This is a genomic window from Pseudophaeobacter leonis (genome assembly GCF_002087335.1).
Taxonomy (GTDB): Bacteria; Pseudomonadota; Alphaproteobacteria; order Rhodobacterales; family Rhodobacteraceae; genus Pseudophaeobacter; species Pseudophaeobacter leonis.
Map to the genome: position 1 here is coordinate 1 of NZ_MWVJ01000018.1, position 23,814 is coordinate 23,814.

The window sequence follows — 23,814 nt, forward strand, 5'->3', positions numbered from 1 at the left end:
TTGCTGTGGATGCGATGATTGATCATATGCTTCCAGTTGAGGATCCATCGGAATTCATTGCCGCAACACGGGCCCTGGACCGGGTTTTGACCGCTGGCCGCTACGTGATCCCCATATGGTCCTTTGACAAGGGCCGCATTGCCCATGCCAAAGAGCTGCGGTTCCCCAAAACCCTGCCGATCTACGGCGATCGCACGGCTTTATGCCTGACGTCTGGTGGTATCAGCCAGACTAAGACAGCGAAGATTTTCCCGGGCGCGGGCCGCGCCATGTTGACAGCCCAGATCTATTTCCGTATTTCGTGAATTATGGAAATAGATTCGACACCCCCGTCTACAGACCAACTGGCCTCCCTTGCTCATCCAAACAGGCTGGCGATTTTCCGACTGCTGATGCGCCGCTTTCCGGCCAAGGTCGCCGCCGGCGACATATCGGCGGCGCTGTCCCACAAGCCAAACACCACCTCGGCCTATCTCAGCAACCTGCGACAGGCCGGTTTGATCAGCCAAAGCAGACAGGGAAACTCTCTGCTTTATTGTGCCGATCTCGATGGTTTGCGGGGCATGTTCGACATGCTGCTCACCGGCTGCTGCCAAAACCGCCCGGATATCTGCATGCCCGGCCCTGTGGCCCGCCTGGCGCAGCCAACATCAGAGCGCCCGCTAAAAGTGCTGTTTATCTGTACGGGGAATGCAGCACGGTCGATTATGGCTGAAAGCCTTCTCAACAGGCTTGGGGAAGGACGGTTTCAGGCCTACTCTGCCGGCACCCACCCTGGCACAGGCCCCAACACTGGCCCCTCGCCCAGGGTGCTGTCGCTGCTGGCGGAGAAAGGCTATGACACCAGCAGCCTGTCCTCAAAGACGCTTGCGACATTTTCCGGCCCCGATGCGGAGAAGATGGATTTCATCTTTACGGTCTGTGATCATGCGGCAAACGAAGAATGCCCGGCCTGGCCAGGACAACCAATGAGCGCGCATTGGGGCATGCCTGACCCGCTGCAGGTCACTGGCAGCGAGGCCGTGCGCAGTCTGGCCCTGCAACAATCCTATGGTCTTCTCAAGAGGCGCATCACAGCCTTTGCCGCCCTGCCGTTTGACACATTGGACCGAATTTCACTGCAACATCAATCTGATGCAATTGGCACCCTCACCAGCGAGACCTGACCGGTCACAGGAAAGAACCCTCATGAATATCTTGGTATTATGTACTGGCAACTCGGCGCGCTCCATTCTGTTGGAAGCCCTCCTCAACAAAATGGGTGCCGGAGAGATAAAGGCCTATTCGGCCGGATCGCAACCGGCCGGAAAGGTCCATCCACAATCTCTCAAGCTGTTGCAGCAAAAGGGATACCCCGCGGATCAGGCCCGCTCAAAAGCTGGGATGAATTCGCCGGGCCGGACGCGCCTGCAATGGATCTGGTGATAACCGTCTGTGCCTCGGCAGCAGGTGAAACATGTCCAATCTGGCCCGGAGCCCCCCTGCGCGCCCATTGGGGTATTCCCGACCCAGCGGCCGCTGCGCAACCCGATTGGGAAGAGGCCTTTGAGACCGCCTACCAGGCCCTGCACCGTCGGGCCGAGGCCTTTGTTGCATTGAACGCAGAGCAATCCCCGGCAAACTACGCCGCCCGTCTCAAAGAAATTGGAGAGATGACATGATTGCCAAAAAGCTGCTGGCCGAAGGTCTGGGAAGCGCCTTTTTATTGATCGGGGTGGTCGGCTCGGGCATCATGGCTGAAAGCCTTGCAGGTGGAAACACTGCCCTGGCCCTGCTGGCCAATGCCATTGCCACCGGCTGTATGCTCTTTGCCATTATTACCACGCTGGGGCCTCTTTCCGGGGCGCATTTCAATCCGGCCGTCACCCTCGCCTTTTGCCTGCGTGGTGAGCACCGCTGGCAACACCTGGCCCCCTATGCTGCGGTTCAGATCATCGGCGCAATCCTTGGTGTCTGGGCCTGCCACCTGATGTTTGATCTGCCCATTCTGCAGCTCTCAGGCACGATGCACCGCAGCGGTGTGGCGCAGTGGTCCTCTGAGGTGATAGCCACCTTTGGGCTGCTGTTTGTGATTTTTGGCGGCCTTCGGATGCGGCCTGATACGGTGCCCGCTCTGGTCGGGCTATATATCACCGGGGCCTATTGGTTCTCCTCCTCCACCAGTTTTGCCAATCCTGCCGTAACAATCGCACGCGGGCTCAGCGATACCTTTGCGGGGATCTACCCGGGCCATATCGCCGCCTTTATCGCCATGCAGCTACTCGCAGTCGGCATTGCACATCTTGTTTTGAGCTGGCTGTTTGCTGAGGATTGAGACGCATCAGGCGGGCCTCAAACCCCCCTAAAACAGGCAGAGGATCCTGTCTGCCATAAGAGACCCTGCCCAGCCCGTACAAAGGGAAACCGCCTAGAATGCGGGCTGGTTCGCGCCGCAGTATGCGCCCCAAAAGTCCCGCGTTTCTTTTTAGCCCGTTTTTGCTATAACCTTGGAAGAACGCAGTCATTGTTTCGCCAGCACCACCAGCAGCAGTACCAGCAGCATCAATGGGGCACCAATCATGACGATCCTTCCAACGCCAATCCCGTGGCACGAGACGTATCGGCGCGCCAAGCAGCGCTTCCCTCATTTACAGCCCAGTGTCCCCAACCAGTGTCCCCAATCTGGAACGGGATCAACAAGGGTTTGTGGCCTATCTGACCCGCACCCATCATTTGACCCTGCGCGAGGCCCAGGAAGAGGTCGCTGACTTCCTGTTCACCGAAAGCCTGCATGCGGAACTGGAACCAGAGTCTGCCGCCCGGCCAAGAAGCTGAGTTTCCCGCAGGGATAGCCAATTGCCTGCAGCAAAGTCGAACACCAACTGTGAGATACAATTTGGGTACGGTCCGCAAAGCGCCGCAACTAGCTGAGCGAGGTAACCCAGAGGATTGTCGCGTCCTCCTGACTGGTTGACACCACGTTGTGCCCCATCGCAGCATCATAATAGGCACTGTCGCCCCGGCGCATCTCAACCGGCTCATAGAATTCGGTATAGATCTTCACTACACCGGTCAGCACATAGAGAAACTCTTCGCCATCGTGGCGCACCCAGCCGTCGAATTCGTCCATTGAGCGCGCCCGCACACGCGCCCGGTAGGGCAGCATCTGCTTGCGGCGTAGCCCCTCGGCCAGCAATTCATGCTCGTAGGTGGCCGTGGCCTGTTCAGATCCTTCGTTCAGCTTGGTGACGGTCATGCGGCCATTCACCTGATCCCGCTGTGGCTGGGTAAACAACTGCGGCACCGAAATCTGCAGCCCGACAGCCAGCTTTTTCAACGCCTCATAGGTCGGCGACATCTGGCCATTTTCGATCTTGGACAGGGTCGAGCGCGCCAGCCCAGCCTGATTGGCCGCGTGTTCCAGCGTCCAGTCCCGTGCCTTGCGCAGCTCACGTACGCGCGCCCCAAGGTCAAGCGGTTCCGCCTCGCGCTCGTCGCCATTGGCGCGGGCAATCGTAATCAGGGATTTTGGGTCGCTTCCAGTCATGGGGCTTCTATATGCCGCCCGCTAGGCGCTTGCAACGCGGCACTTGTCGCGCTAGCCAATGCAGATGTTATCTCTCTTTGATCAAGGCCCCTTTGCGCCCTGCCCCGCTCCGTTTAATCTGGCGGCACATGTGCTGCGGCACGCCGATGATATGGCTGACAAGCCCGCCTTAGAGGTGATTGGCGCCCAGGGTTGCAAAATCTGGACCTTTGCACAGCTGGAGGCCGCCGTTCGGGGCACCGCAACAGGTCTGCTGGAGGCAGGCCTGGTGCCGGGGCAAATCCTGCTGATGCGGCTTGGCAATACCGTTGATTTCCCAATTGCCTATCTGGGAGCTATTGCCGCCGGACTGGTTCCGGTGCCAACCTCCTCACAGCTGACCGAGGGCGAAACTGCAGGCATTATCAAAGATCTGAATGCCGCCGCCGTGCTGCGCGACCCCGAGGTTGCCTGCGCGGCACATCCAAACCAAATCCTTCTGTCTGCCTTGCAGGCGATGCGCGGTCTTGCGCCCTGCGCCTATGACATGGGGGATCCCAACCGCATGGCCTATGCGGTCTATACCTCGGGCACCAGCGGCAAGGCGCGTGCGGTGGCGCATGCCCACCGCGCCATCTGGGCCCGGCAGATGATGATCAAAGGCTGGTATGACCTTGAGAGTGATGACCGGCTGCTGCATGCCGGTGCCTTTAACTGGACCTTTACCCTCGGCACCGGTCTGATGGATCCTTGGAGCGTTGGGGCCACCGCGCTGATCCCGGAGCCGGGCACCGACCCCAGCGACCTCCCCATGCTGCTGCGCCAACATAAAGCCAGCATTTTTGCCGCAGCTCCAGGTGTTTACCGAAAGATCCTAAAGGATGGGTTGCCGCTGGATCTCCCCGATTTGCGCCATGGGCTTTGCGCCGGTGAAAAACTCTCGACGCATCTGCATGCCAACTGGGTGAAAACCTCCGGCACCGAGCTATACGAAGCCTATGGCATGTCCGAATGCTCAACCTTTATCTCCTCAAGCCCGGCGCATCCGGCCCGCGCGGAGGCCTTGGGGCAGCCGCAGCCGGGACGCAGGGTTGCCATTCTCGGCCCCGACGGTCCCGTGCCGCAGGGCAGCGAGGGCACCATTGCCATTGCCGACAACGACCCCGGTTTGATGCTGGGCTATCTCAACGCACCAGAAGAGACCGCCGCCCGGATGCAGGATGGCTGGTTTTTAACCGGTGATCAGGGTGCCATGGCAGTGGACGGGCAGATCAGCTATCTGGGCCGGGCAGATGACATGATGAAAGCCGCCGGCGTTCGCGTCTCGCCCATCGAGGTGGAAACCCAGCTTTCCGCCCATCCCGGCCTCACGCAGGTTGGTGTTGCCTCGGTCGAGGTAAAAGCTGACAGCCACATTATCGTGGCGTTCTACACCGGTCCCAAAGACGTGAACGCAGCCGAGCTGGAAGCTTTTGCCGCCGAGCGTCTGGCCCGCTACAAACAACCGCGCGCCTATGTTCATCTTGATGCCCTGCCAAGTGGCGCCAATGGAAAATTGCTGCGCCGCGCCCTGCCTGCCTATTTCAAAGGATAACACCATGACTGATGATCAGACCCCCAGCGCACATCCGGCGCAGACCTCAGACATGTCAGGCGCGCAGGCCCCAACACAGGCTGCAACAGCGGCTGCAGCGCTGCCCACGGTCAAGCTCGACATAATTTCCGACCCGATCTGCCCCTGGTGCTATATCGGCAAAACCCACCTGGACAAGGCCCTGGCCGCAATCCCCAATCATCCCTTTGTCATTGAATGGCATCCGTTTCAGCTGAACCCGGACATGCCAGCAACAGGCATGGGGCGGCGTGACTACCTAGAGGCCAAATTTGGCGGCAAGGAGGGGGCGGTGCGCGCCTACGCACCGGTGGTTGAAAACGCCGAAAAGGCCGGACTAAACATCGATTTTGAAGGTATGCAGCGCACCCCCAACACAATTGATGCCCACCGGCTGATCCACTGGGCCGGTATCGAACGCAAGCAGGGGCCTATGGTCGATGCCCTGTTCGACGCCTATTTTGCCCAGGCCCGTGACATTGGCGACCCAGAGGTTCTGGTCGAGATTGCAGCCAAGGTCGGCATGGAGGCCGATGTTGTGCGCCAGCTTTTGGCCAGTGACAATGACGTTGAGGACATCCGCAACCGCGATGCCCATTCGCGCAAAATGGGCGTGAGTTCGGTCCCAACCTTTATCATCGCAAATCAACACGCGGTCCCCGGAGCACAACAGCCCGAGATGTGGAAACAGATCATCGCGGATATTATGCAGCAACTTCAAACGCCTCAGGAGTGAACATGAACCAGCTCCGTCGTCTGACCATATTTGTCGCCCTGCTCGTGATCCTGGTCTCAGGCACCGTTTTCTTTCATTTTATTGAGGGCTGGAGCTGGCTGGATTCCTATTTCTTTACCGTGATCACCATCTCGACCGTTGGTTATGGCAATCTTGTCCCCATCACAGCTGCCGGCAAACTGGCAACGACCTTCCTGATCTTTGGCGGCTTGGGGGTCTTTGCCTTAGCGATGCATGAATTTGCCCAGATCCAACTGCTCAAACGTCAAAAGCACAACGAATGGCTCTTTGCCCGTCTGGACAGCCGGTCCGAGGAAACCGTGGAAAAGACTGCAAACGAAGACGACCCGCCGCATGGGACACGCGTGCCGCAAGACGCACCAGAGGACACAAAGCCCTCAACTGATCCTTCAAACGCCTGATCTGCATCGAAACATCGCTGCACATAACCCTGTGCATTTCGCGCCATGGTTTCCCGATGGCAATCGTGATAGCGCCGCGTCAACGACGCCTTATTAGGATCCAATTGCCGGACCCAGACGTCTCGCATGAGGATTCCAATGACACCAAGCCCATCCCACACGATGTCCAAGCCAGAGTTCATTTCTCTGGTTGCAATGATGATGGCAACCATTGCCTTTTCCATCGACGCAATGCTGCCCGCACTGCCAGAGATCGGCGTGCAACTCAGCCCCGGTGATATCAACCGGGCCCAGCTTATCCTGACCTCTTTTGTGCTGGGCATGGGATTGGGCACCTTTTTCACCGGCCCCCTGTCAGATGCGTTTGGCCGCAAGCCGGTGATCATCGCAGGCGCCGCCATCTACATCATTTCTGCCGCCGTCGCCTGGGCGTCTACGTCCCTAGAGCTGGTTTTGATCGCGCGCGTCACCATGGGACTGGGCGCGGCAGGGCCACGGGTGGTGGCCCTGGCCATTGTCCGTGATCTGTACTCGGGGCGCGAGATGGCAAAAATGATTTCGATCGCCATGATGATCTTTACCCTGGTGCCTGCTGTTGCGCCGTTGCTTGGCCAGGGCATCATGCTCTTTTCCGGCTGGCGCGGGTTCTTTGTCGCCTTTGTGGTCTTTGCCTGTGTCATTGCCCTTTGGGTGCAGATCCGGCTGCCAGAGCCGCTGGCGCGCGAGAACCGTCGCCCCTTTCGCCTGCCCCTGATGATGGCTGCAATCCGCGAGATGATGCTGCATCCCACTGTGCGCCTTTCGATCTTGGTTCAAACCCTGTGTCTGGCAATTTTGTTCACCATGATCACCATGGTTCAGCAAATCTATGACCTGGTTTTTGATCACGGCGACAGTTTCCCCTATTGGTTCAGCCTGGTTGCCCTGTTGTCTGGCAGTGCCAGCATTCTGAACGCCTCGCTTGTGGTACGGGTTGGCATGCGCCGGATGGTGACCTGGTCGCTGGCAGCACAGATTGTGTTCTCAGCCATAATGCTGGGTTTTGAGGCGGTTCCTTTGCCCGCAGGTATGGCGTTTGGTCTGTTTGTGGCCTGGCAAACCAGTGTCTTTTTCATTGCCGGCACCACCCTCGGCAATCTCAATGCGATGGCGATGGAGCCCATGGGGCATATTGCCGGTATGGCCGCCTCGGTCATTGGCTCTATTTCCACCGTTCTGGCAGCCGCTATTTCCGCCCCGATCGGGCTTTTGTTCAACGGAACGCTGCTGCCGATTACCCTTGGCATCCTGACCATGGCCAGCGCAGGCTACCTGTTGATGCTGCATATCGCCCGGGTCGAGGCGCGGTTTCCCACCGATTAGCGCGCTTGCTGACGGCTTGCGAAACTCCTAACCTCTCCAAATATTTGGAGAGGTTTTTCATGGATTATCCGTACGACCTTGGCAGTTATTCCTGCCCGATCACCACCGCCTCACCACAGGCGCAACTCTGGTTTGATCGCGGCTTGATCTGGACCTATGGCTACAATCACCAGGAAGCGATTGCCTGCTTCAAACAAGCCCTCTCACATGATCCCAACTGTGCCATGGCCCATTTGGGGGCTCTCATATGCCTCTGGTCCCAACTATAATATGCCCTGGGAGCTGCACGACCAGACCGGCCGCGCCGAAGCCCTGACGCAGGCCTATGACGCCTGCGAGGCTGCCAACCGCTGCTTAAAAGGCTGCACCAGCGTCGAAACCCTGCTGATCCGCGCCCTCAAAACCCGTTATCCGCAGCGCAGCCTCGGTGAGGCGATGCATGACTGGGATTTTGACTTTGCGCAGGCGATGCGGTCTGCATTCAAATCCTGCGATACCCATCTGGATTTGCGCACAATATTCGCTGAAAGCCTGCTCAACCTGACGCCGTGGAAAATGTGGGATCTCAAGACCGGCGCACCTGCCGAGGGTGCCGCCACCCTTGAGGCGCAAGAGCTGCTTGAGACTGCGATGGAGACAGCACCGGGCGCGATGACGCACCCTGGCCTGCTGCATCTCTATGTGCATCTGATGGAGATGTCACCGACCCCGGAGAAGGCGCTCAAAGCGGCAGATGTATTGCGGCGGCTGGTGCCTGATGCTGGCCATCTGGTGCATATGCCAACCCATATCGATGTGCTCTGCGGCAACTACCATGATGTAGTTTTGTGGAACCAGGAGGCCATAAAGGCGGACCTGAAATATTACGACCGCGAAGGTGCCTATAACATCTATACAGGCTACCGGCAGCACAACTATCACTTCGTGATCTATGGCGCTCTTTTTCTTGGACAAATGGAGCCCGCGCTACAGGCAAACCAGGGCCTGTGGGACACCACCCCCGAAGAAATGCTCCGCATCAAAAGCCCGCCAATGGCCGACTATTTTGAATCCTACATGGCAATGCATCCGCACATCCTGATCCGCTTTGGCCGCTGGCAGGATTGCATCGATCTGGACCTGCCCGCGGACCCTGAGCTGTATTGCACCTTGACCGCCACCACCCATTATGCCCGCGCCCTTGCCTATGCTGCCACCAACCGCGTCAGCGACGCTGAAGCAGAAGAGCAGCTATTCCTTGCCGCCCTGGGCCGCGTGCCCGAGACCCGGCTGATGCATAACAACCGGGTGACTGACCTGCTGGAAATCGCCCGTGAAATGCTGCGGGGCGAGATCGAGTACCGCAAGCACAACTATGATCTTGCCTTCGCGCATCTGCGCCGCTCGGTCGAATTGGATGACAACCTGCCCTATGATGAGCCCTGGGGCTGGATGCAGCCCACGCGACATGCGCTTGGGGCGCTCTTGTTGGAGCAGGGTCATGTGGCCGAGGCTGAAGCTGTTTACCGCGCTGATCTGGGCCTCGACAACAGGCTGTCGCGCGCCTCTGTTCATCCCGATAATGTTTGGAGACTCAAGGGATTACACGACTGCCTTAACGCGCGTGGTGACAGCGTCGAGCTCCAGCACGTCAAACAAAAGCTCGACATTGCCGAGGCGCGCTCTGTCGGGGTGTTTGCCTCTTGTGGCTGTGCGCAGATCGCGATGCAACCTGAGAGCTGCTGTAGCAGCTAGCCCCTTTTGCTCGGTCAGGAGGCTCCAAACCGGGCAAAAGTCATGCCCGGAAAAGGACAGACTGGCACCAAACAGACTGGTGCCTAATTGACCTTTGCTTTGGCCCTTTTCTTCTCGGCGACCAGCTTTTCAGCCAGGTCACGGGCAATGGCAAAGGCGCCTTTGATCTTGTCGCTGTCTTTTTTCCAGTCGCGGCGCACCACGATCTTGTTGTCTTTGACCTTGGCCAGACCATCCTGGCCCTGAATGAAATCAACCAGCCCCTGCGGCGAGGCAAATTTGTCGTTGTGAAACTGCAGGGTCGCGCCCTTTGGCCCTGCGTCCAGCTTAGAAATACCTGCGCGTTTGCACATCGCCTTTATGCGAACAACAAGCATCAAGGTGTTGACCTCTTTAGGCAATTTGCCAAACCTGTCGATCAGCTCTGCGGCAAAGCCCTCAAGTTCGACCTTGGTGGTGAGGGACGACAGGCGGCGATACAGCCCAAGGCGCACATCCAGATCAGGCACATAGGCCTCGGGGATCAACACGGGCACCCCGAGGTTGATTTGCGGCGCCCATTGCTCATCGCCGTCGCTCAGCCCTTCCAGCTCACCGGAGCGGATCTTGGCAATCGCCTCTTCCAGCATCGACTGATACAGCTCATAGCCGACATCGCGCATCTGGCCAGACTGCTCTTCGCCCAAAAGATTGCCGGCACCGCGGATATCCAGATCCTGGCTGGCGAGGGTAAAGCCAGCCCCGAGGGTATCAAGCGAGCCAAGCACCCGCAGACGTTTGTCAGCAGCGGCTGTCAGGCGCTGACGTGGTTTTGTGGTAAGATAGGCATAGGCGCGGGTCTTCGAGCGCCCAACCCTTCCCCGGATCTGGTAGAGCTGCGACAGGCCAAACATATCCGCACGATGCACCACCATGGTGTTTGCGGTTGGAATGTCGAGGCCGGATTCCACAATCGTTGTGGCCAACAGCACATCATATTTGCCGTCATAAAAGGCGTTCATGCGGTCATCCAGCTCACCGGCAGCCATCTGACCATGGGCCACAACATAGCTCAGCTCGGGCAGCTGCTCTGTCAGAAAGGCCTCGATCTCTGGCAGATCCGAGATGCGCGGCACCACGTAAAAGCTCTGGCCGCCGCGATAATGCTCGCGCAGCAGGCCCTCGCGCAGGGTGACGGCATCAAATTCACTGACATAGGTGCGGATGGCGAGACGGTCCACCGGAGGGGTTCCGATGATCGACAAATCACGCGCACCCCTGTGAGGCTTAGCTGCAGCGTACGCGGGATCGGCGTTGCGGTCAGGGTCAGCACATGAATGTCCGAGCGCATCTGTTTCAGGCGCTCCTTGTGACCGACGCCAAAGTGCTGCTCCTCATCAATGATCAAAAGACCCAGATCTTTGAAACGGATGTTTTTGGCCAAAAGCGCATGGGTGCCAATGACGATATCAATGGTGCCCTTGGCCATGCCTTCGCGTGTTTTTGCGGCTTCTTTTGCCGTCACAAAGCGCGACAACTGCCTGACCTCCAAAGGAAACCCACGAAAACGCTCGACAAAGGACGCCGCATGCTGCCGCGCCAGCAAGGTTGTGGGAGCCACAATAGCCACCTGAAAGCCCGACATGGCCGCAACAAAAGCTGCGCGCATCGCAACCTCGGTTTTGCCAAAGCCCACATCGCCACAGATCAGCCGGTCCATCGGCTGCCCAGAGGTCAGATCCGCCATCACATCTTCAATGGCACGCAGCTGGTCGTGGGTCTCCTGATAGGGGAACCGGGCCGAAAACTCTTCCCAGGCATGCGCAGGCGGATCCATCGCCGGGGCACGTCTGAGCGCGCGCTCAGCAGCAACCCGAACGAGTTTGTCCGCCATCTCGCGGATGCGCTCTTTTAGTTTGGCCTTTTTGGCCTGCCAGGCCCCGCCGCCAAGCCGGTCCAGAAAGGCTTCGTCATGGCCGTATTTTGACAGCAGCTCGATATTTTCGACCGGCAGATAGAGCTTTGACTCTTCGGCATATTCCAGCAGCAGACATTCATGCGCAGCACCCGCTGCCCGCACCACCTCCATGCCCTGATAGCGACCGATCCCGTGGTCCACATGCACCACCAGATCGCCCGGGCTGAGGGACTGCGCCTCGGTCAGGAAATTTTCCGCCTTGCGGCGTTTCTTGGGCGAGCGGATCAACCGATCCCCCAGTACATCCTGTTCTGAAATCACCGTCATCTGCGGCGACTGAAAGCCATGCTCAAGCGCCCAGACAGCCAAATGAAGCCCGGATTTTCCGATCCGGGTGCCATCCAAAATCGGAATGACCTCGGCCAGCCCTTCGTCCTCGATCAGCCCGGTCAGGCGTTCGCGCGCACCTTCCGAATAAGAGGCAACAACCACCGGCCCCTCAAGCAGACGCGCCTTAATATGCGAGGCTAAGGCGCCAAAAAGGCTGATGTTTTCCTGCTGCCGTTCGGGAGAGAAATTGCGCCCAATGCGGCCGCCCGCATCCACAACGCCCGGACCAGAGGCCTGCGCCAGCGGGTGCAGCTGAATACTGCGGTGCGAGGCAACAGCAGCCTCCCAGGCGGCATCATCGAGATAGAGCAATCCGGGAGGGGTCGGTTTGTACACCGTATCCATCCGGCCCTTTTGGCTCATGGCGATCTTGCGGGTTTCATATTGATCTTCGATGCTCTCCCAACGGGCCAAACGAGCCGGTGTCACCTGATCATCCAGGGTCAGGGTGGCATCGGGAAGGTAGTCAAACAGGGTTTCCAGCGTATCATGAAAGAACGGCAACCAATGCTCGATGCCCTGATGTTTGCGCCCGGCGCTGACGGCCTCATAAAGCGGGTCATCCGTGCCCGCAGCGCCGAACTCAATGCGGTAGTTCTGCCGGAACCGGGTGATCGCCGCCTCGTCGAGGATCACCTCGGACACTGGCGCCAGCTCTATCAGATCAAGCGTTTCGGTTGGGCGCTGGCTGGCCGGATCGAACCGGCCAGCCGTCCAGAACATCGCCAAAAAAGTCGAGCCGAACCGGCCCGTTTTCACCGGGAGGAAAGATGTCGATGATACCGCCGCGAATGGCATAATCCCCGGGCTCCATCACTGTTGGGCTTTGCACAAAGCCCATACGCACCAGAAAGTTTCGCAGGGCCTTTTCATCAACACGCTGTCCGACACGTGCCGAAAACGCAGCCTCGCGCAACACTGAACGGGCCGGGAGGCGTTGGCTGGCGGCATTCAGGGTGGTGAGCAGGATATACTGTTTCGGCATCTGGTGCACCAGAGCCGGAAAACAGGCCATCCGGGCGGAGGCAACATCGGCGTTGGGAGAGACCCGGTCATAAGGAAGACAATCCCAGCCCGGAAAGATGAACACCGGCATCTCGGGCGCAAAGAACGCAAGCGCTGCACGCATGGCCTCCATCCGCTTATCATCGCGGGCGATATGCAGAACCGGCTGGCCGGATTTTGCCAGCTCGTCCAGAATGAGCCGGGCATCAAACCCTTCTGGCGCACCGCCCATGGTGATTGCTCGTTGCGCCATTGTGCGCCTCTCCTTTAACAAATGATCGCTGCTGTTCAGACCGCCGGATCACAAAACGGCTTGCAGACCCGTTTTGGCAATGTACCTAGGCCGACTGTGGTCGTCTCTGGTCCCCGTCCGTCTCTGGGCTCCGTGCCATGCCTCATCCCCCGAGGGGGCCGATGTGAAGGTTTTGGTACATGCCCCACATGGCGGTGACAAAAATACAGATCATGCCGAGGAACTGCACCATGACACGGCAGAGGCTCAGCGCCTTATAGAGCTCCTCTCCACTGGCCTCGCTGGTAAAGATCTTTTGCGCCGTAGACAGATTGATCAGGCCGACCAAAGACAGGGGAAACACCAACAAAAAGACGGCCTGGGCAAACTCGACCTCAAGAATAAATCCAAGGGTCGCCAGAATGGAGAGCACAAAACAGGCAAATCCCAGGAGCCAGACGCCGGCCGACTGAAACACAAACAGTATCCGGTTCACGTTGATCCGCACCAGATCTTCTAGATCGCGGGCCGATTGGCCTTCGTGTTTGCGCGCACGCTGGACCATGTCAAACGGGACGCCAATAATCCGGTGGCTGAGGGTAGACCACATGACCGCCAAGGCGATCCAATACCAAAGATTGGAAAAGGACCGCAGATCAATCATCTCGGACAGGGTTTGAAACAAACTCAAAACGCAAATGCCTCTCTTCATGCAGATCACAATGCCAACTGAATTGGCTTTTCTTCCGGTGAAAAGCAACACCCAGGTGATGTGATCTGGCCCTGTATCCTCTGAGGCCAGACCAGTGACAAGCCCTCCTGAAGTCGTCTTCGCGTGGGATGCGACAAAGCGCGGCGAATGTGTCACTTGCCATCGGCCTCGGATCCATGCGACCCAAGGTGGCAAGAAACAAGAAAAGATGAGTTCCAGATGAAGCCGACCGTCGCTCCCTTTCCCGCCGCCCGCCTGCGCCGTACCCGTGTCAGCCCCGCAATCCGGGGATTGGTGCGCGAAAACACCCTGACCACCGATGATTTGATCTGGCCGGTGTTTGTACGCGACGGTGAGGGGATCGAAGAGCCTGTCAGCTCGATGCCGGGTGTTTTGCGCCGCTCTGTTGATAAAATCGCAGAGGCCGCATGCGAGGCACAGGCGCTGGGCATTCCGGCGATCTGCCTGTTTCCCTATACTGACGCTTCGCTCAAAACCGAAGACTGCGCCGAGGCCTGGAACCCGGACAACCTGTGCAACCGGGCGATCCGGGCGATCAAACAGGTGCCCCCTGACATCGCGGTGATGACCGATGTGGCGCTGGACCCCTATAATATCAACGGCCATGACGGCTATGTGGTCAACGGCGAGATCCTTAATGATGAAACCATAGAGGCGCTGGTGAAGATGACATTGGCACAGGCCGAGGCCGGCGCTGATATCATTGGCCCTTCTGATATGATGGATGGCCGCATTGGCGCGATGCGCAGCGCGCTTGAGGCCGCCGGGCACCGCAATGTCTCTATTCTGTCCTATTCGGCCAAATACGCCTCTGGCTACTATGGGCCATTTCGCGACGCTGTGGGCGCATCGGGGGCGCTGCAGGGCGACAAGAAGACCTATCAGATGGACCCTGGCAACTCGGATGAGGCCATGCGCCTGATCGAGCGCGACCTGCGGGAAGGCGCCGATATGGTCATGGTCAAACCCGGCATCGCCTATCTGGATATCTGCTACCGGGTGAAATCGACCTTTGGTACTCCGACCTTTGCCTATCAGGTCTCTGGCGAGTACGCGATGATCCAGGCTGCGGCGCAAAATGGCTGGATCGACGGCGAAAAGGTCATGCTTGAAAGCCTGATGGCGTTTAAGCGCGCCGGCTGTGACGGGGTTCTTACCTACTTTGCGCCCGAAACGGCCCGCATTCTCAATGGCTGAGCGCAATGGCTGAACCCAATGGCTGAAACAGTCTCGCGGCGACAGATCTGACATCAAAGCCAGCAAGAAGCTGCCAAGTTATGCCCGTTTATGTCCTGGGCTACTGTCAAAGAGATGACACCCGCCTGCAATAGGCGTATATGGGCGTATAGAGCCGGAAAACCGGCCTTCTCAAACACCCCGCTCGGGCGGATTATTTTCCTGACACGCATGTGTTTCGGAACAGAGCCCAGAGCACCAGGACAGGCAACTGGATATATGAGCAGAAAATCTTTTGACCGCATGTCGCGCCGCGGCTTTACCTTTAGCCTCTTGGCCGGCGCAGGCGTCACCGCAGCCTGCGGCAATGGCGTTGGCACCAACAATGGCGCGACCATTGATGCCCGCGTCGATGCCACCCTGAATCAGATGTACAACCTCTACCCTCACACGGTCACTCTGGCGGAGAAATCCACCGGCATGCTGGTCATGCCTTTGGTGACAGAGGCCGGGTTCCTGATTGGCGGTGCCTTTGGCCGTGGGGCTCTTCGGATCAATGGCGCAACCGTTGATTATTACTCTACCGTAAAGGGCAACGCGGGCCTGCAGATTGGCGCCCAGCAATATGCCCATGTGCTGTTCTTCATGACCGAAGACGCCCTTGGTAAGTTCCGCCGCTCGTCCGGCTGGGCCGCAGGCGCCGATCTGGAGTATGTTGTCCGTGACGATGGCAACTCTCTTACGGCCGACACCAACACGATGACCTCGCCCATTCTGGCTGCGGTCTTTGGTCAGGCCGGCTTGCGCGTCGGCGCCACGCTGGAAGGCACCAAATACACCCGTATCATCCCATAAGATCCTCCGCTTAGGGCAATCTGCCCCTGGGATGAATTCGGGATACTTATGAAAACACAAAAAGAGAGCCGGTGCAGATCATAATCTGTACCGGCTCATTTCATCTCTGGTCGTTGACCAGGGCTACAGGCGAAACCCCCGGCGCCATAGCAGAACCGGGAGCCTCAGAGTCAGAGGCGGTTAGTCCAGCGCGCGCAGACGTTTGAGCAAGGACGAGGTATCCCAGCGACCGCCGCCAAGCTTTTGCACTTCTTTGTAGAACTGGTCCACCAGCGCCGTCACCGGCAGGCTCGCACCGGTTTCATTGGCAGCGCTCAGGCAAATCCCGAGATCCTTGCGCATCCAGTCGACCGCAAAGCCATGTTCAAACTGGTCATCCAGCATGGTTTCATAGCGATTTGCCATTTGCCAGCTACCCGCAGCGCCCTGGCTGATCACCTCAACCACGGCCCGGCCATCCAACCCGGCTTTTTCAGCAAAGTGCAGCGCTTCGCTCAAGCCCTGGACCAGACCGGCAATGGCAATCTGATTGCACATCTTGGTCATCTGCCCGGCCCCGCTGTCGCCAATCCGACGGCAAATCCGCGCATAGGCCGCAATGATCGGCTCGGCCCGGGCATAGCTGTCGGCATCGCCGCCACACATCACCGACAACACGCCGTTTTCGGCGCCTGCCTGGCCGCCAGAGATTGGCGCATCCACAAAGGAGACGCCCGTCTCAGCCGCTGTGGCATAGAGTTCGCGGGTCACCTGGGCCGAAACCGTGGTGTGGTCGACAAACACGCTGCCCGCTTCCATCCCGGCAAACGCACCATCCGCCCCAAGACAGACCGAGCGCAGGTCATCATCGTTGCCAACGCAGGCCATGACAAAATCCGCGCCCGCAACCGCTTCGCGCGGTGTCGTGCCAAACGTGCCACCATGCGCGTCTGCCCAGGCCGAGGCCTTGGCGGCAGTCCGGTTATAAACGCTGACCTCATGACCTGCGGATTTAAGATGCCCCGCCATTGGGTAGCCCATGACACCCAAACCCAAAAATGCAATTTTTGCCATCTACTTTTCCCTTGTTCTTAACTGGCTTATGTTGGCGTCACCCTAACACCGGTCCGGCGAGGTGCAATCGCACGAAAGACGCCAAAGCCACAAAATATAGGAAACAGGCCCTTGATGGCACGTCTTTTTCACTGGCTCCTGCGGCTCGCGGCCACGCTGATTCTTCTTGGTTGTCCTTGCCAGCAGCCTTTCCTACTATCTGGCATCGCGATCCCTGCCGGAATATGACAAGGAAATCAGCCTGCCTGGCCCCTCGGCTCCGGTAGAAATTATTCGCGACAACGCCAATGTGCCACATATTTTTGGCAGCTTTGGCGCCAGCGACGAAGACGTCTACTTTGGTCTCGGCTACGTGCATGCGCAGGATCGTCTGTGGCAAATGGCGGTGCTGCGGCGCACCGTCCAGGGGCGTCTCTCCGAGGTCTTTGGCGCGCGCACCACTGAAAGCGATATGCTGATCCGCAGGCTTGATCTGTACGGGCTGGCGCAGTAATCGGTCTCTGCACAGTCCCCCGAGACCCTGCAGTCGCTGCAGGCCTATGCCGCAGGCGTCAATGCCCGCATTCTGGAAATCAACACCGACGCGCTGGGACGCGGTGCGCCGGAGATGTTTTTGTTCAACATGCCGATGGCGCCATGGCAGCCCGCTGACAGCATCGCGCTGATGAAACTGATGGCGTTGAAGTCGTCAAATCATTTGCAGGAAGAGGTGCTGCGGGCGCGCACCTCGCTGTCGCTGGGCGATCCTGACCGCCTAAAAGACATTTTGCCCGATGCCCCCGGCAAAGGCCTCGCCGCCCTGCCGGAATATGCCAGCCTGTTTCCCAGCCTTATTCCCGGCCTGTTTCCGGGCCTTGTTCCCGGCCCGCTTTCCGATCTGCCGCGTTATGCCAGCGCCCCTGCTGGGACCGAAAGCACCCTGTTCCCCGTCTCGGCGCGCGGCTTTGGCGGCGCCTCCAATGCCTGGGCCGCGGCCCCCAGCCGGTCAGCCGCAGGTGGGACACTTCTGGCGAATGATCCCCACGGAAACCTCACAGCGCCCGGCAGCTGGTATCTGGCCCGCATGGAGCTGGCCACCGGCGGCGTCATCGGCGGCACACTCCCCGGCATCCCGGCAATCCTGACCGGACGCTCCCAAGCGCTGGGCTGGGGCATCACGGCGTCCTTTATGGATGATCAGGATCTTTTCATCGAAAAGCTAAACCCCGGCAATCCGGAACAATATCTCAGCCCGCAGGGATATAGAGACTTCACCGCCCGTCCCTCGATCATCAAGATCAAGGACGCCGCCCCGGTCACCCTGAGCCTGCGCTGGAGCGAGAACGGCCCGGTCCTGCCCGGATCCCTCTTTGGCCTTGCCGCCATAACGCCTCCAGGTCACGTGGTGAGCCTGGGCTGGACGGCGCTGGATCCGCAAGACACCTCGCTTACTGCCGCCATTGGACTGATGCGCAGCGTGACTGTTGCCGAAGCCATTGAAACTACCCAGGATTATATTGCTCCGGCACAGAACCTGATCCTGGCAGACAAAAACACCATCGCCCAGAAAACCATCGGTGCCTTTCCGGCCCGTGATGCCCGCCACAGCAGCAAAGGGCGGCTGCCCAGTCAGGGCTGGCTCCGCGAGAACCGCTGGATCGGGCGTGCGCCCTATGCGGCCAATCCCGGGTTCGTCAGCCCCCGCGGTGGCATTCTTGGCAACACAAACAACAAGGTTCTGGAGCGCCCCTTTCCCAACCATGTGTCCTACGTGTGGGGAGACACCCAACGGATCAATCGCTGGCGCCGCCTGATGCAGAGCCGCGAAGTCCATACCCGTGACAGTTTTATTGAGGCGCAGCTGGATACCGTCTCTTACACCGCACGCGCGCTGCTGCCGCTGATTGGTGCTGACCTTTGGTTTACCGGCGAGACCGCCGAAGAGGGCAGCCGGGAACGGCAACGACAAATTGCGCTGTCGCTGCTGTCAGAGTGGAATGGCGAGATGAACGAACATCTTCCGGAACCTCTGCTCTATGCGACCTGGCTGCGGGCCTTGCAAAAGCGCCTGATCTCAGATGAGCTGGGCCCGCTGACAAACGAATTTACCCAGGTAGACCCGCTGTTCATCGAACGGGTCTACCGGGATGTTGACGGTGCCAGCAGTTGGTGTGACGTGCGCCAGAGTGCACCAAGAGAGAGTTGCACCGACATGTCCCGTCTGGCGCTTGATGATGCGCTGATCTGGATCGAAGAACGCTATGGCAGGGCGCTGGAATCCCTGCGCTGGGGAGACGCGCATCAGGCCACTCATGATCATGAGGTGCTGGGAAATGTCCCTTTGCTGCGGTTCTTTGTGAACATACGCCAGTCGACCAGTGGCGGCGACAACACGCTGCAACGGGGGCTGACCTCTGGCACAGCCCCCAATCCGTTTCAGAACATCCATGCCGCCGGCTATCGCGGTGTCTATGACTTTGCTGATCCGGACAGCTCGTTGTTCATTCTGGCCACAGGGCAGTCAGGACATTTCCTGTCGCGCTACTATGACGATATGGCCCAGCTGTGGCGCCGCGGGGAATACATCCCAATGTCGCTTGATGAAGACCTGGCCCGCGCCGCCGCCGTTGGCGTCACCACCATCCTGCCAGGGAACTAGGCCCCATGTCTGATATTGCCACGCTGCTGATTGTTCTTGGGCTGTTGTTCTTTGTCGGACTGGCAGCCGACCGGATCGGACGGCAATTGCGCCTGCCCCGTGTGACGCTGCTGCTGGGCTTTGGGCTTGTGGTCGGACAAGCCGGGTTTGATCTGTTGCCAACAGCGCTGAGTGATCTTTATCCGGTGGTCACGATCGTGGCGTTGAGCGCCGTCGCTGTGCTGCTTGGCAGTTCTCTTTCGCTGGAGAACCTGCGCCAACATGGGCGTATTGTGGTGGTGGTGTCGCTCTCGGTGGTGCTGATCACCCAGGCGGTTGTAACCATCGGTCTGTGGGGATTAGGCCTGTGGGGCTTTGGCCTGCCTTTTGCGCTTGCGCTCATTCTGGGCGCCCTGGCCACCGCAACGGATCCTGCAGCAACCTATGATGTCATTGATCAGTCCGGGGTGGACAATGGATTTACCCGCCGCCTCAAGGGCCTGGTGGCTATCGACGATGCCTGGGGGCTGCTGGCCTTTAGTTTATCGATGCTGGTTTTGCGGCTGTTCACCGACACCGGTGGCGAGGGATCACCGCTGGCCACCGCAGGCTATGAACTCGGCGGCTCCATCGCTCTTGGGGTCGCGATTGGCTGGCCGGGGGCCATCCTGATCGGGCGGTTCTCAGATGGCGAGCCACTGCGGGTTGAGGCCTTGGGTCTGATCTTTCTCACCGCCGGGCTGTCGCTGCTGCTGGGTCTGTCCTACCTGATCGCCGGGATGACCGTGGGCGCGGTGATCGTCAATCATACCCGACATCACAGCCGCGCCTTTGAAGAGGTCCGCAGCTTTGAGTGGCCCTTTATGATTGTGTTCTTTGTGCTGGCCGGGGCCTCGCTGGACGCACAGGCGCTGGCGCTGGCTGGCGGCGCTGGCATTGCCTATGCCGTCTTTCGTGTTCTGGGACGTATTCTGGGAGGCTGGCTCGGCGGTGCCCTGTCCAATGCGCCCAGGGCCGAACGCAGGCTGTATGGCGCGGCAATGTTGCCACAGGCCGGCGTCGCCATCGGGATGGCGCTGGCTGCTGCGGAACAGTTTCCCGCCTATGCGAGCCAGATCACCGCACTGGCCATTGGCACCACTGCAGGATTTGAACTTATCGGTCCTGTCATCACAGCTGTGGTGGTGTCCAAACAAAAAGCTTCTGACCAAGCGGCTGACAAGCAATAAGGCTCTGGATGGAAAAAGGGCGCAAGACCAATCGCCCTGCGCCCTTATTTTCTGTGGATCAGAAGAACCGCGTGATCTCAAAGCGCGTTAAACTGCGCCTTTTGCTTATCCGTCCAGCGCACCGTCAAAACAAAGCCTTCGTCGCTCTGCTCTTCACTCAACACAAGGTCTTGCTGAAACAGCCAGGCGCGTTGCTTGCCCTGCGCATAGGTCAGGGTGAACTCCTCTTCGTGGCGCACGCCCTGCAGTTTGGTTGCGACATCCTCTAACAGAGCGTCAATCCCTTCGCCTGTCAGGGCAGAGATTGCATGGATCCCCTCTTCGCGCGTGGCACGTTGACGACGCGCCTCTTGCACATCCTCAGGCAGCAGGTCGAGTTTGTTCCAGACCTCAATCTTGGCCCGGTTTTCATCAACCCCCAGCGTGGACAGAATAGCCGCCACGTCATTGGCCTGTTCCTGGCTGTTCTCATGACTGATATCGCGCACATGCAGGATCACATCCGCTGCCAGCACCTCCTCAAGAGTGGCGCGAAAGGCCGCCACCAGTTCGGTTGGCAGATCCGAGATAAATCCCACGGTATCCGAGAGAATAATCTCAGGACCATCCGGCATCTCAACCCGGCGCATGGTGGGGTCAAGCGTGGCAAAAAGCATATCTTTCGCCATGACGTCCGCACCGGTTAACCGGTTAAAAAGGGTTGACTTCCCGGCATTGGTATAGCCGACAAGTGCGACAATCGGATAGGGGATTTTGGCCCGTGCTGCGCGGTGCAGCGCACGCGTTTTGACCACTTTGGCCAGCTGGCGCCGCAGATTGACCAGCTGGTCATCAATGGGCCGCTGTCCGCCTCGATCTGGGTTTCGCCGGGTCCGCCGACAAATCCAAGACCACCACGCTGGCGCTCCAGGTGGGTCCAGGCCCTGACCAGACGGGTGCGCTGATAGCTGAGCGCCGCCATCTCGACCTGCAAGACCCCTTCACGGGTGCGGGCACGATCGGAAAAGATCTCGAGAATAAGACCGGTCCGGTCCAGGATCTTGACCTTCCAGGCCTTTTCCAGGTTGCGTTGCTGAACCGGCGACACCGGACCATCAATCAACACCAGATCAATCTCTGCATCATGCAATACGGTGTTGAGCTCTTCAATTTTACCAGAGCCAAACAACATGCCTGCATGCGCCTTTGGCAGGCGCACAACCGTCGAGCCGATCACGTCAAGATCGGGCAAGGCCTCAGCTAGTGCGACGCCTTCCGCCAAAGCGGGTTCAGCTGGGCGACGCCCATGATCTGATTTGATATCCGGATGTAGTACCCAGGCGCGGGTACGGATCCTGTCATGCTCCATCAAGAGGCGTCTTCACCCTCATATAGGCTGATCGGCTGGGCCGGCATAATAGTGGAAATCGCGTGTTTGTAGACCAGTTGCGACTGACCATCGCGGCGCAGCAGCACACAGAAGTTGTCAAACCAGGTGATCACACCCTGTAGTTTGACTCCGTTAATCAGAAAAATCGTTACTGGTACTTTGGTTTTGCGAACGTGATTGAGGAATGCATCCTGCAAATTCTGTCTGTCCGAAGCCATTTTGTTTTCTCTCGCCTTTGTTCTTGCGGCGCGTTGCGGACCAATGCGCCATATTGTTTCCGACTATGGACCCAGTTTTTGACAGTTTCCAGCCGAAAAATACCCCGTATAAGGTCAGGATCATCAGGGTTGCTTAACTGCGCCAGAAATTTGGCGACAAAAGTGCAATGATCGCGAGTGTCTCAAGCCGCCCCAAAACCATTGCAAAGCACAAAATATACTTGGCTGCAGGCTGCAGCGTCGAGAGGACAATCGGCGCATTTCCGGCAATTTCCGTCAGCGGACCAGTTGTGGACAGGGCGGCGATCGCCAGAATCAAAGATTGTTCAAAATCGCTGCCCACAGCCGAGAGCGCAATACTGATCAACGCCAGAGACAGGGCAAACAGCATAAAGAAAATCCAGGCCACAAAGGCACCATTTCTTTGCAGCCGCCGGGTGCCGCGCCCCTCGCCGCTGACCGACGAGGGATGCACCAGACGTTCCATCTCGCGCATGCCATTGAGATAGAGCGCATAGACCCGCAGAAGTTTCACCCCCCCCGCCGTGGTGGCAACCCCACCGCCAATCACCGAAAGCCCCAACAGGATCATCCCCGGCGTCTGCAGCCCTGACCATTGCCGCGTGGTTTCCCAATCGGCACTTTCAAATCCCGTGGTCGACAGAAAGGACATCACGGTAAAAAGGCCGCCCCAAAAGGATTTAAGCGCCTGCTCCGCATCTCCCGGCGTGCCAACCTCAAAGGTTGCCAGCCAATGCCGCAGGAACAGCAGCAGGGGCATGCCAATAATGATCAGCAAACCGGTTCTGAACTCTGGATCCCTGTCCAATCTGTCAGAGCCAATTGTGACCGTATCATTGGAAAACGTCAGCCGGGACAGGGCAAAGAACATGAAGAGGAACATCACCATTTCTCCTGCGATCCCGCTTGAGGCATTCTCGACACCACCAACGGCCGAAATCCCAGAGGTCGCCAGCACAGACATGGCATGGCTGAGGCCTGTCAGCGGGGGCTCTCCGGTGATCACCAACAAAATCCAAAGCATCAGTGTCAGGCCGCCGTAAACCGGGGCCAAGGTGCTGACAACCGCGATAAGTCGGCGTTTGGGGTCGGCCTCTTGCATCTGCGCCGGTGCGGCACTGCCGCCGCCTGGGGCGCCACGCCCCGTGACCTCAAATCCGCCAAGCGACAGGGGCGCCAGAACCGCAGAGGCAGAGACCCACATCAACAGCCCGCCAAGCCAGCCCACCATGGCGCGCCACAGATGCACGCTTGGCGGCAGCCGACCCGGGTCAGAATAAATATCCGCGCCGGTGGTTGTCACCGCACTCACCATATCGAAATAGGCGTTGAGAAAGCTGGTGTTGCCCAGGGCATCATGCACTGGTACTGCAAGAAAAAGCGGCAAAATCACAAAGGTCGCCAAAAGCGACAACAGCTGGCCAGGCATCCCGTAGCGCGGCACCCGGTTGCCAAGCGACAGACCAGCCAGGGCCACCATAAACAGACCCAGAATTCCGGTATAGAAAAAGGCGCGCGAGGTGGGGTGGTCGTTCAGCACCAGCGCATGCACCGCCGGGATCCACATCGCCAGAGATGCAATGCTGCAGATTAGCAGGAACAAAGGCAGTCTCAACAACCCTCTGGGCTTTTTATTCCGGCGTGCCAT

The 23,814-nt window shown here is 58.7% G+C and carries 15 protein-coding genes and 6 pseudogenes; 14 read left to right on the plus strand and 7 right to left on the minus strand.

Features of this window, described 5'->3' with window-relative positions:
• The 5 genes and pseudogenes from B4968_RS06055 to B4968_RS25140 form a co-directional block, all read left to right on the plus strand.
• Window positions 1-235 (plus strand): annotated as a pseudogene (locus B4968_RS06055) (ABC transporter substrate-binding protein); the annotation flags it as partial.
• Window positions 236-392: 157 nt separating this feature from the next.
• Window positions 393-1,166: an arsenate reductase/protein-tyrosine-phosphatase family protein gene (locus B4968_RS06060; RefSeq protein ID WP_420916473.1), complete on the plus strand. Its 774-nt coding sequence runs from the start codon at window positions 393-395 to the stop codon at window positions 1,164-1,166.
• A gap of 22 nt (window positions 1,167-1,188) precedes the next feature.
• Window positions 1,189-1,661: pseudogene (locus B4968_RS06065) on the plus strand (arsenate reductase ArsC).
• Window positions 1,658-2,314 carry an aquaporin gene (locus B4968_RS06070; RefSeq protein WP_083097493.1) on the plus strand — a complete coding sequence of 219 codons (657 nt, stop codon included), beginning with the start codon at window positions 1,658-1,660 and terminating at the stop codon, window positions 2,312-2,314. Before B4968_RS06065 ends, B4968_RS06070 begins: the two are co-directional and overlap by 4 nt.
• A gap of 371 nt (window positions 2,315-2,685) precedes the next feature.
• Window positions 2,686-2,814 carry a hypothetical protein gene (locus B4968_RS25140; protein WP_277620927.1) on the plus strand — a complete coding sequence of 43 codons (129 nt, stop codon included), beginning with the start codon at window positions 2,686-2,688 and terminating at the stop codon, window positions 2,812-2,814.
• Between the two features lie 88 nt (window positions 2,815-2,902).
• Here B4968_RS25140 and B4968_RS06080 read toward each other — a convergent pair whose 3' ends face one another.
• Entirely contained in the window at window positions 2,903-3,526 is a 624-nt protein-coding gene (locus B4968_RS06080) for a helix-turn-helix domain-containing protein (RefSeq protein WP_083097495.1), read from the minus strand.
• Between the two features lie 64 nt (window positions 3,527-3,590).
• Here B4968_RS06080 and B4968_RS06085 point away from each other — a divergent pair, with 64 nt between their 5' ends.
• The 5 genes and pseudogenes from B4968_RS06085 (at window position 3,591) to B4968_RS06105 (ending at window position 9,371) form a co-directional block, all read left to right on the plus strand.
• Window positions 3,591-5,099, plus strand: coding sequence for a class I adenylate-forming enzyme family protein (locus B4968_RS06085; RefSeq protein ID WP_083097561.1), 1,509 nt, complete (start codon window positions 3,591-3,593; stop codon window positions 5,097-5,099).
• 52 nt (window positions 5,100-5,151) lie between these two features.
• Window positions 5,152-5,853 carry a DsbA family oxidoreductase gene (locus B4968_RS06090; RefSeq protein ID WP_083097563.1) on the plus strand — a complete coding sequence of 234 codons (702 nt, stop codon included), beginning with the start codon at window positions 5,152-5,154 and terminating at the stop codon, window positions 5,851-5,853.
• Window positions 5,854-5,855: 2 nt separating this feature from the next.
• Window positions 5,856-6,275, plus strand: coding sequence for a potassium channel family protein (locus B4968_RS06095; protein WP_083097497.1), 420 nt, complete (start codon window positions 5,856-5,858; stop codon window positions 6,273-6,275).
• 138 nt (window positions 6,276-6,413) lie between these two features.
• Complete coding sequence (locus tag B4968_RS06100; RefSeq protein ID WP_083097499.1) at window positions 6,414-7,637, plus strand: multidrug effflux MFS transporter; 1,224 nt, start codon at window positions 6,414-6,416, stop codon at window positions 7,635-7,637.
• A 59-nt stretch (window positions 7,638-7,696) separates the two neighbouring features.
• Window positions 7,697-9,371: pseudogene (locus B4968_RS06105) on the plus strand (tetratricopeptide repeat protein).
• An 83-nt stretch (window positions 9,372-9,454) separates the two neighbouring features.
• Here B4968_RS06105 and mfd read toward each other — a convergent pair.
• Window positions 9,455-12,916: pseudogene (mfd, locus tag B4968_RS06110) on the minus strand (transcription-repair coupling factor).
• Window positions 12,917-13,058: 142 nt separating this feature from the next.
• Window positions 13,059-13,586, minus strand: a complete 528-nt coding sequence (locus B4968_RS06115) for a component of SufBCD complex (RefSeq protein WP_083097565.1) — start codon at window positions 13,584-13,586, stop codon at window positions 13,059-13,061.
• A 240-nt stretch (window positions 13,587-13,826) separates the two neighbouring features.
• On the opposite strand from B4968_RS06115, the gene hemB reads away from it, so the two are divergent.
• Together hemB and B4968_RS06125 are read left to right on the plus strand one after the other, a co-directional pair.
• Window positions 13,827-14,825 (plus strand): porphobilinogen synthase, encoded by a 999-nt coding sequence (hemB, locus tag B4968_RS06120; RefSeq protein ID WP_083097502.1) that lies wholly within the window; start codon window positions 13,827-13,829, stop codon window positions 14,823-14,825.
• A 258-nt stretch (window positions 14,826-15,083) separates the two neighbouring features.
• Window positions 15,084-15,659, plus strand: a complete 576-nt coding sequence (locus tag B4968_RS06125; RefSeq protein ID WP_083097504.1) for a lipid-binding SYLF domain-containing protein — start codon at window positions 15,084-15,086, stop codon at window positions 15,657-15,659.
• Between the two features lie 180 nt (window positions 15,660-15,839).
• Here the strand turns inward: B4968_RS06125 and B4968_RS06130 are convergent, their stop codons facing one another.
• Entirely contained in the window at window positions 15,840-16,712 is an 873-nt protein-coding gene (locus B4968_RS06130; protein ID WP_083097506.1) for an NAD(P)-dependent oxidoreductase, read from the minus strand.
• Window positions 16,713-16,826: 114 nt separating this feature from the next.
• Between B4968_RS06130 and B4968_RS06135 the strand changes: the two are divergent.
• Together B4968_RS06135 and B4968_RS06140 are read left to right on the plus strand one after the other, a co-directional pair.
• Window positions 16,827-19,350, plus strand: a pseudogene (locus tag B4968_RS06135) (penicillin acylase family protein).
• Window positions 19,351-19,355: 5 nt separating this feature from the next.
• Window positions 19,356-20,558 carry a cation:proton antiporter gene (locus B4968_RS06140; RefSeq protein WP_083097508.1) on the plus strand — a complete coding sequence of 401 codons (1,203 nt, stop codon included), beginning with the start codon at window positions 19,356-19,358 and terminating at the stop codon, window positions 20,556-20,558.
• A 77-nt stretch (window positions 20,559-20,635) separates the two neighbouring features.
• On the opposite strand, the pseudogene hflX reads toward B4968_RS06140, so the two are convergent.
• The 3 genes and pseudogenes from hflX to B4968_RS06155 all read right to left on the minus strand — a co-directional run bounded on the left by hflX (window position 20,636) and on the right by B4968_RS06155 (window position 23,814).
• Window positions 20,636-21,906, minus strand: a pseudogene (gene hflX, locus B4968_RS06145) (GTPase HflX).
• Window positions 21,906-22,145 (minus strand): RNA chaperone Hfq, encoded by a 240-nt coding sequence (hfq, locus tag B4968_RS06150; protein ID WP_008204623.1) that lies wholly within the window; start codon window positions 22,143-22,145, stop codon window positions 21,906-21,908. The pseudogene hflX and the gene hfq overlap by 1 nt, the downstream one beginning before the upstream one ends.
• Before the next feature lie 133 nt (window positions 22,146-22,278).
• A complete protein-coding gene (locus B4968_RS06155) occupies window positions 22,279-23,814 on the minus strand; it encodes a TrkH family potassium uptake protein (RefSeq protein WP_083097510.1) in 1,536 nt (511 codons plus the stop codon).

Bases quoted from the DNA above. Each gene is read 5' to 3' on its own strand.
- B4968_RS06060 (WP_420916473.1), top strand. From the start codon at position 393: ATGCGCCGCTTTCCGGCCAAGGTCGCCGCCGGCGACATATCGGCGGCG.
- B4968_RS06070 (WP_083097493.1), top strand. From the start codon at position 1,658: ATGATTGCCAAAAAGCTGCTGGCCGAAGGTCTGGGAAGCGCCTTTTTA.
- B4968_RS06080 (WP_083097495.1), bottom strand. From the start codon at position 3,526: ATGACTGGAAGCGACCCAAAATCCCTGATTACGATTGCCCGCGCCAAT.
- B4968_RS06085 (WP_083097561.1), top strand. From the start codon at position 3,591: ATGTTATCTCTCTTTGATCAAGGCCCCTTTGCGCCCTGCCCCGCTCCG.
- B4968_RS06090 (WP_083097563.1), top strand. From the start codon at position 5,152: ATGTCAGGCGCGCAGGCCCCAACACAGGCTGCAACAGCGGCTGCAGCG.
- B4968_RS06095 (WP_083097497.1), top strand. From the start codon at position 5,856: ATGAACCAGCTCCGTCGTCTGACCATATTTGTCGCCCTGCTCGTGATC.
- B4968_RS06100 (WP_083097499.1), top strand. From the start codon at position 6,414: ATGACACCAAGCCCATCCCACACGATGTCCAAGCCAGAGTTCATTTCT.
- hemB (WP_083097502.1), top strand. From the start codon at position 13,827: ATGAAGCCGACCGTCGCTCCCTTTCCCGCCGCCCGCCTGCGCCGTACC.
- B4968_RS06125 (WP_083097504.1), top strand. From the start codon at position 15,084: ATGAGCAGAAAATCTTTTGACCGCATGTCGCGCCGCGGCTTTACCTTT.
- B4968_RS06130 (WP_083097506.1), bottom strand. From the start codon at position 16,712: ATGGCAAAAATTGCATTTTTGGGTTTGGGTGTCATGGGCTACCCAATG.
- B4968_RS06140 (WP_083097508.1), top strand. From the start codon at position 19,356: ATGTCTGATATTGCCACGCTGCTGATTGTTCTTGGGCTGTTGTTCTTT.
- hfq (WP_008204623.1), bottom strand. From the start codon at position 22,145: ATGGCTTCGGACAGACAGAATTTGCAGGATGCATTCCTCAATCACGTT.
- B4968_RS06155 (WP_083097510.1), bottom strand. From the start codon at position 23,814: ATGGCACGCCGGAATAAAAAGCCCAGAGGGTTGTTGAGACTGCCTTTG.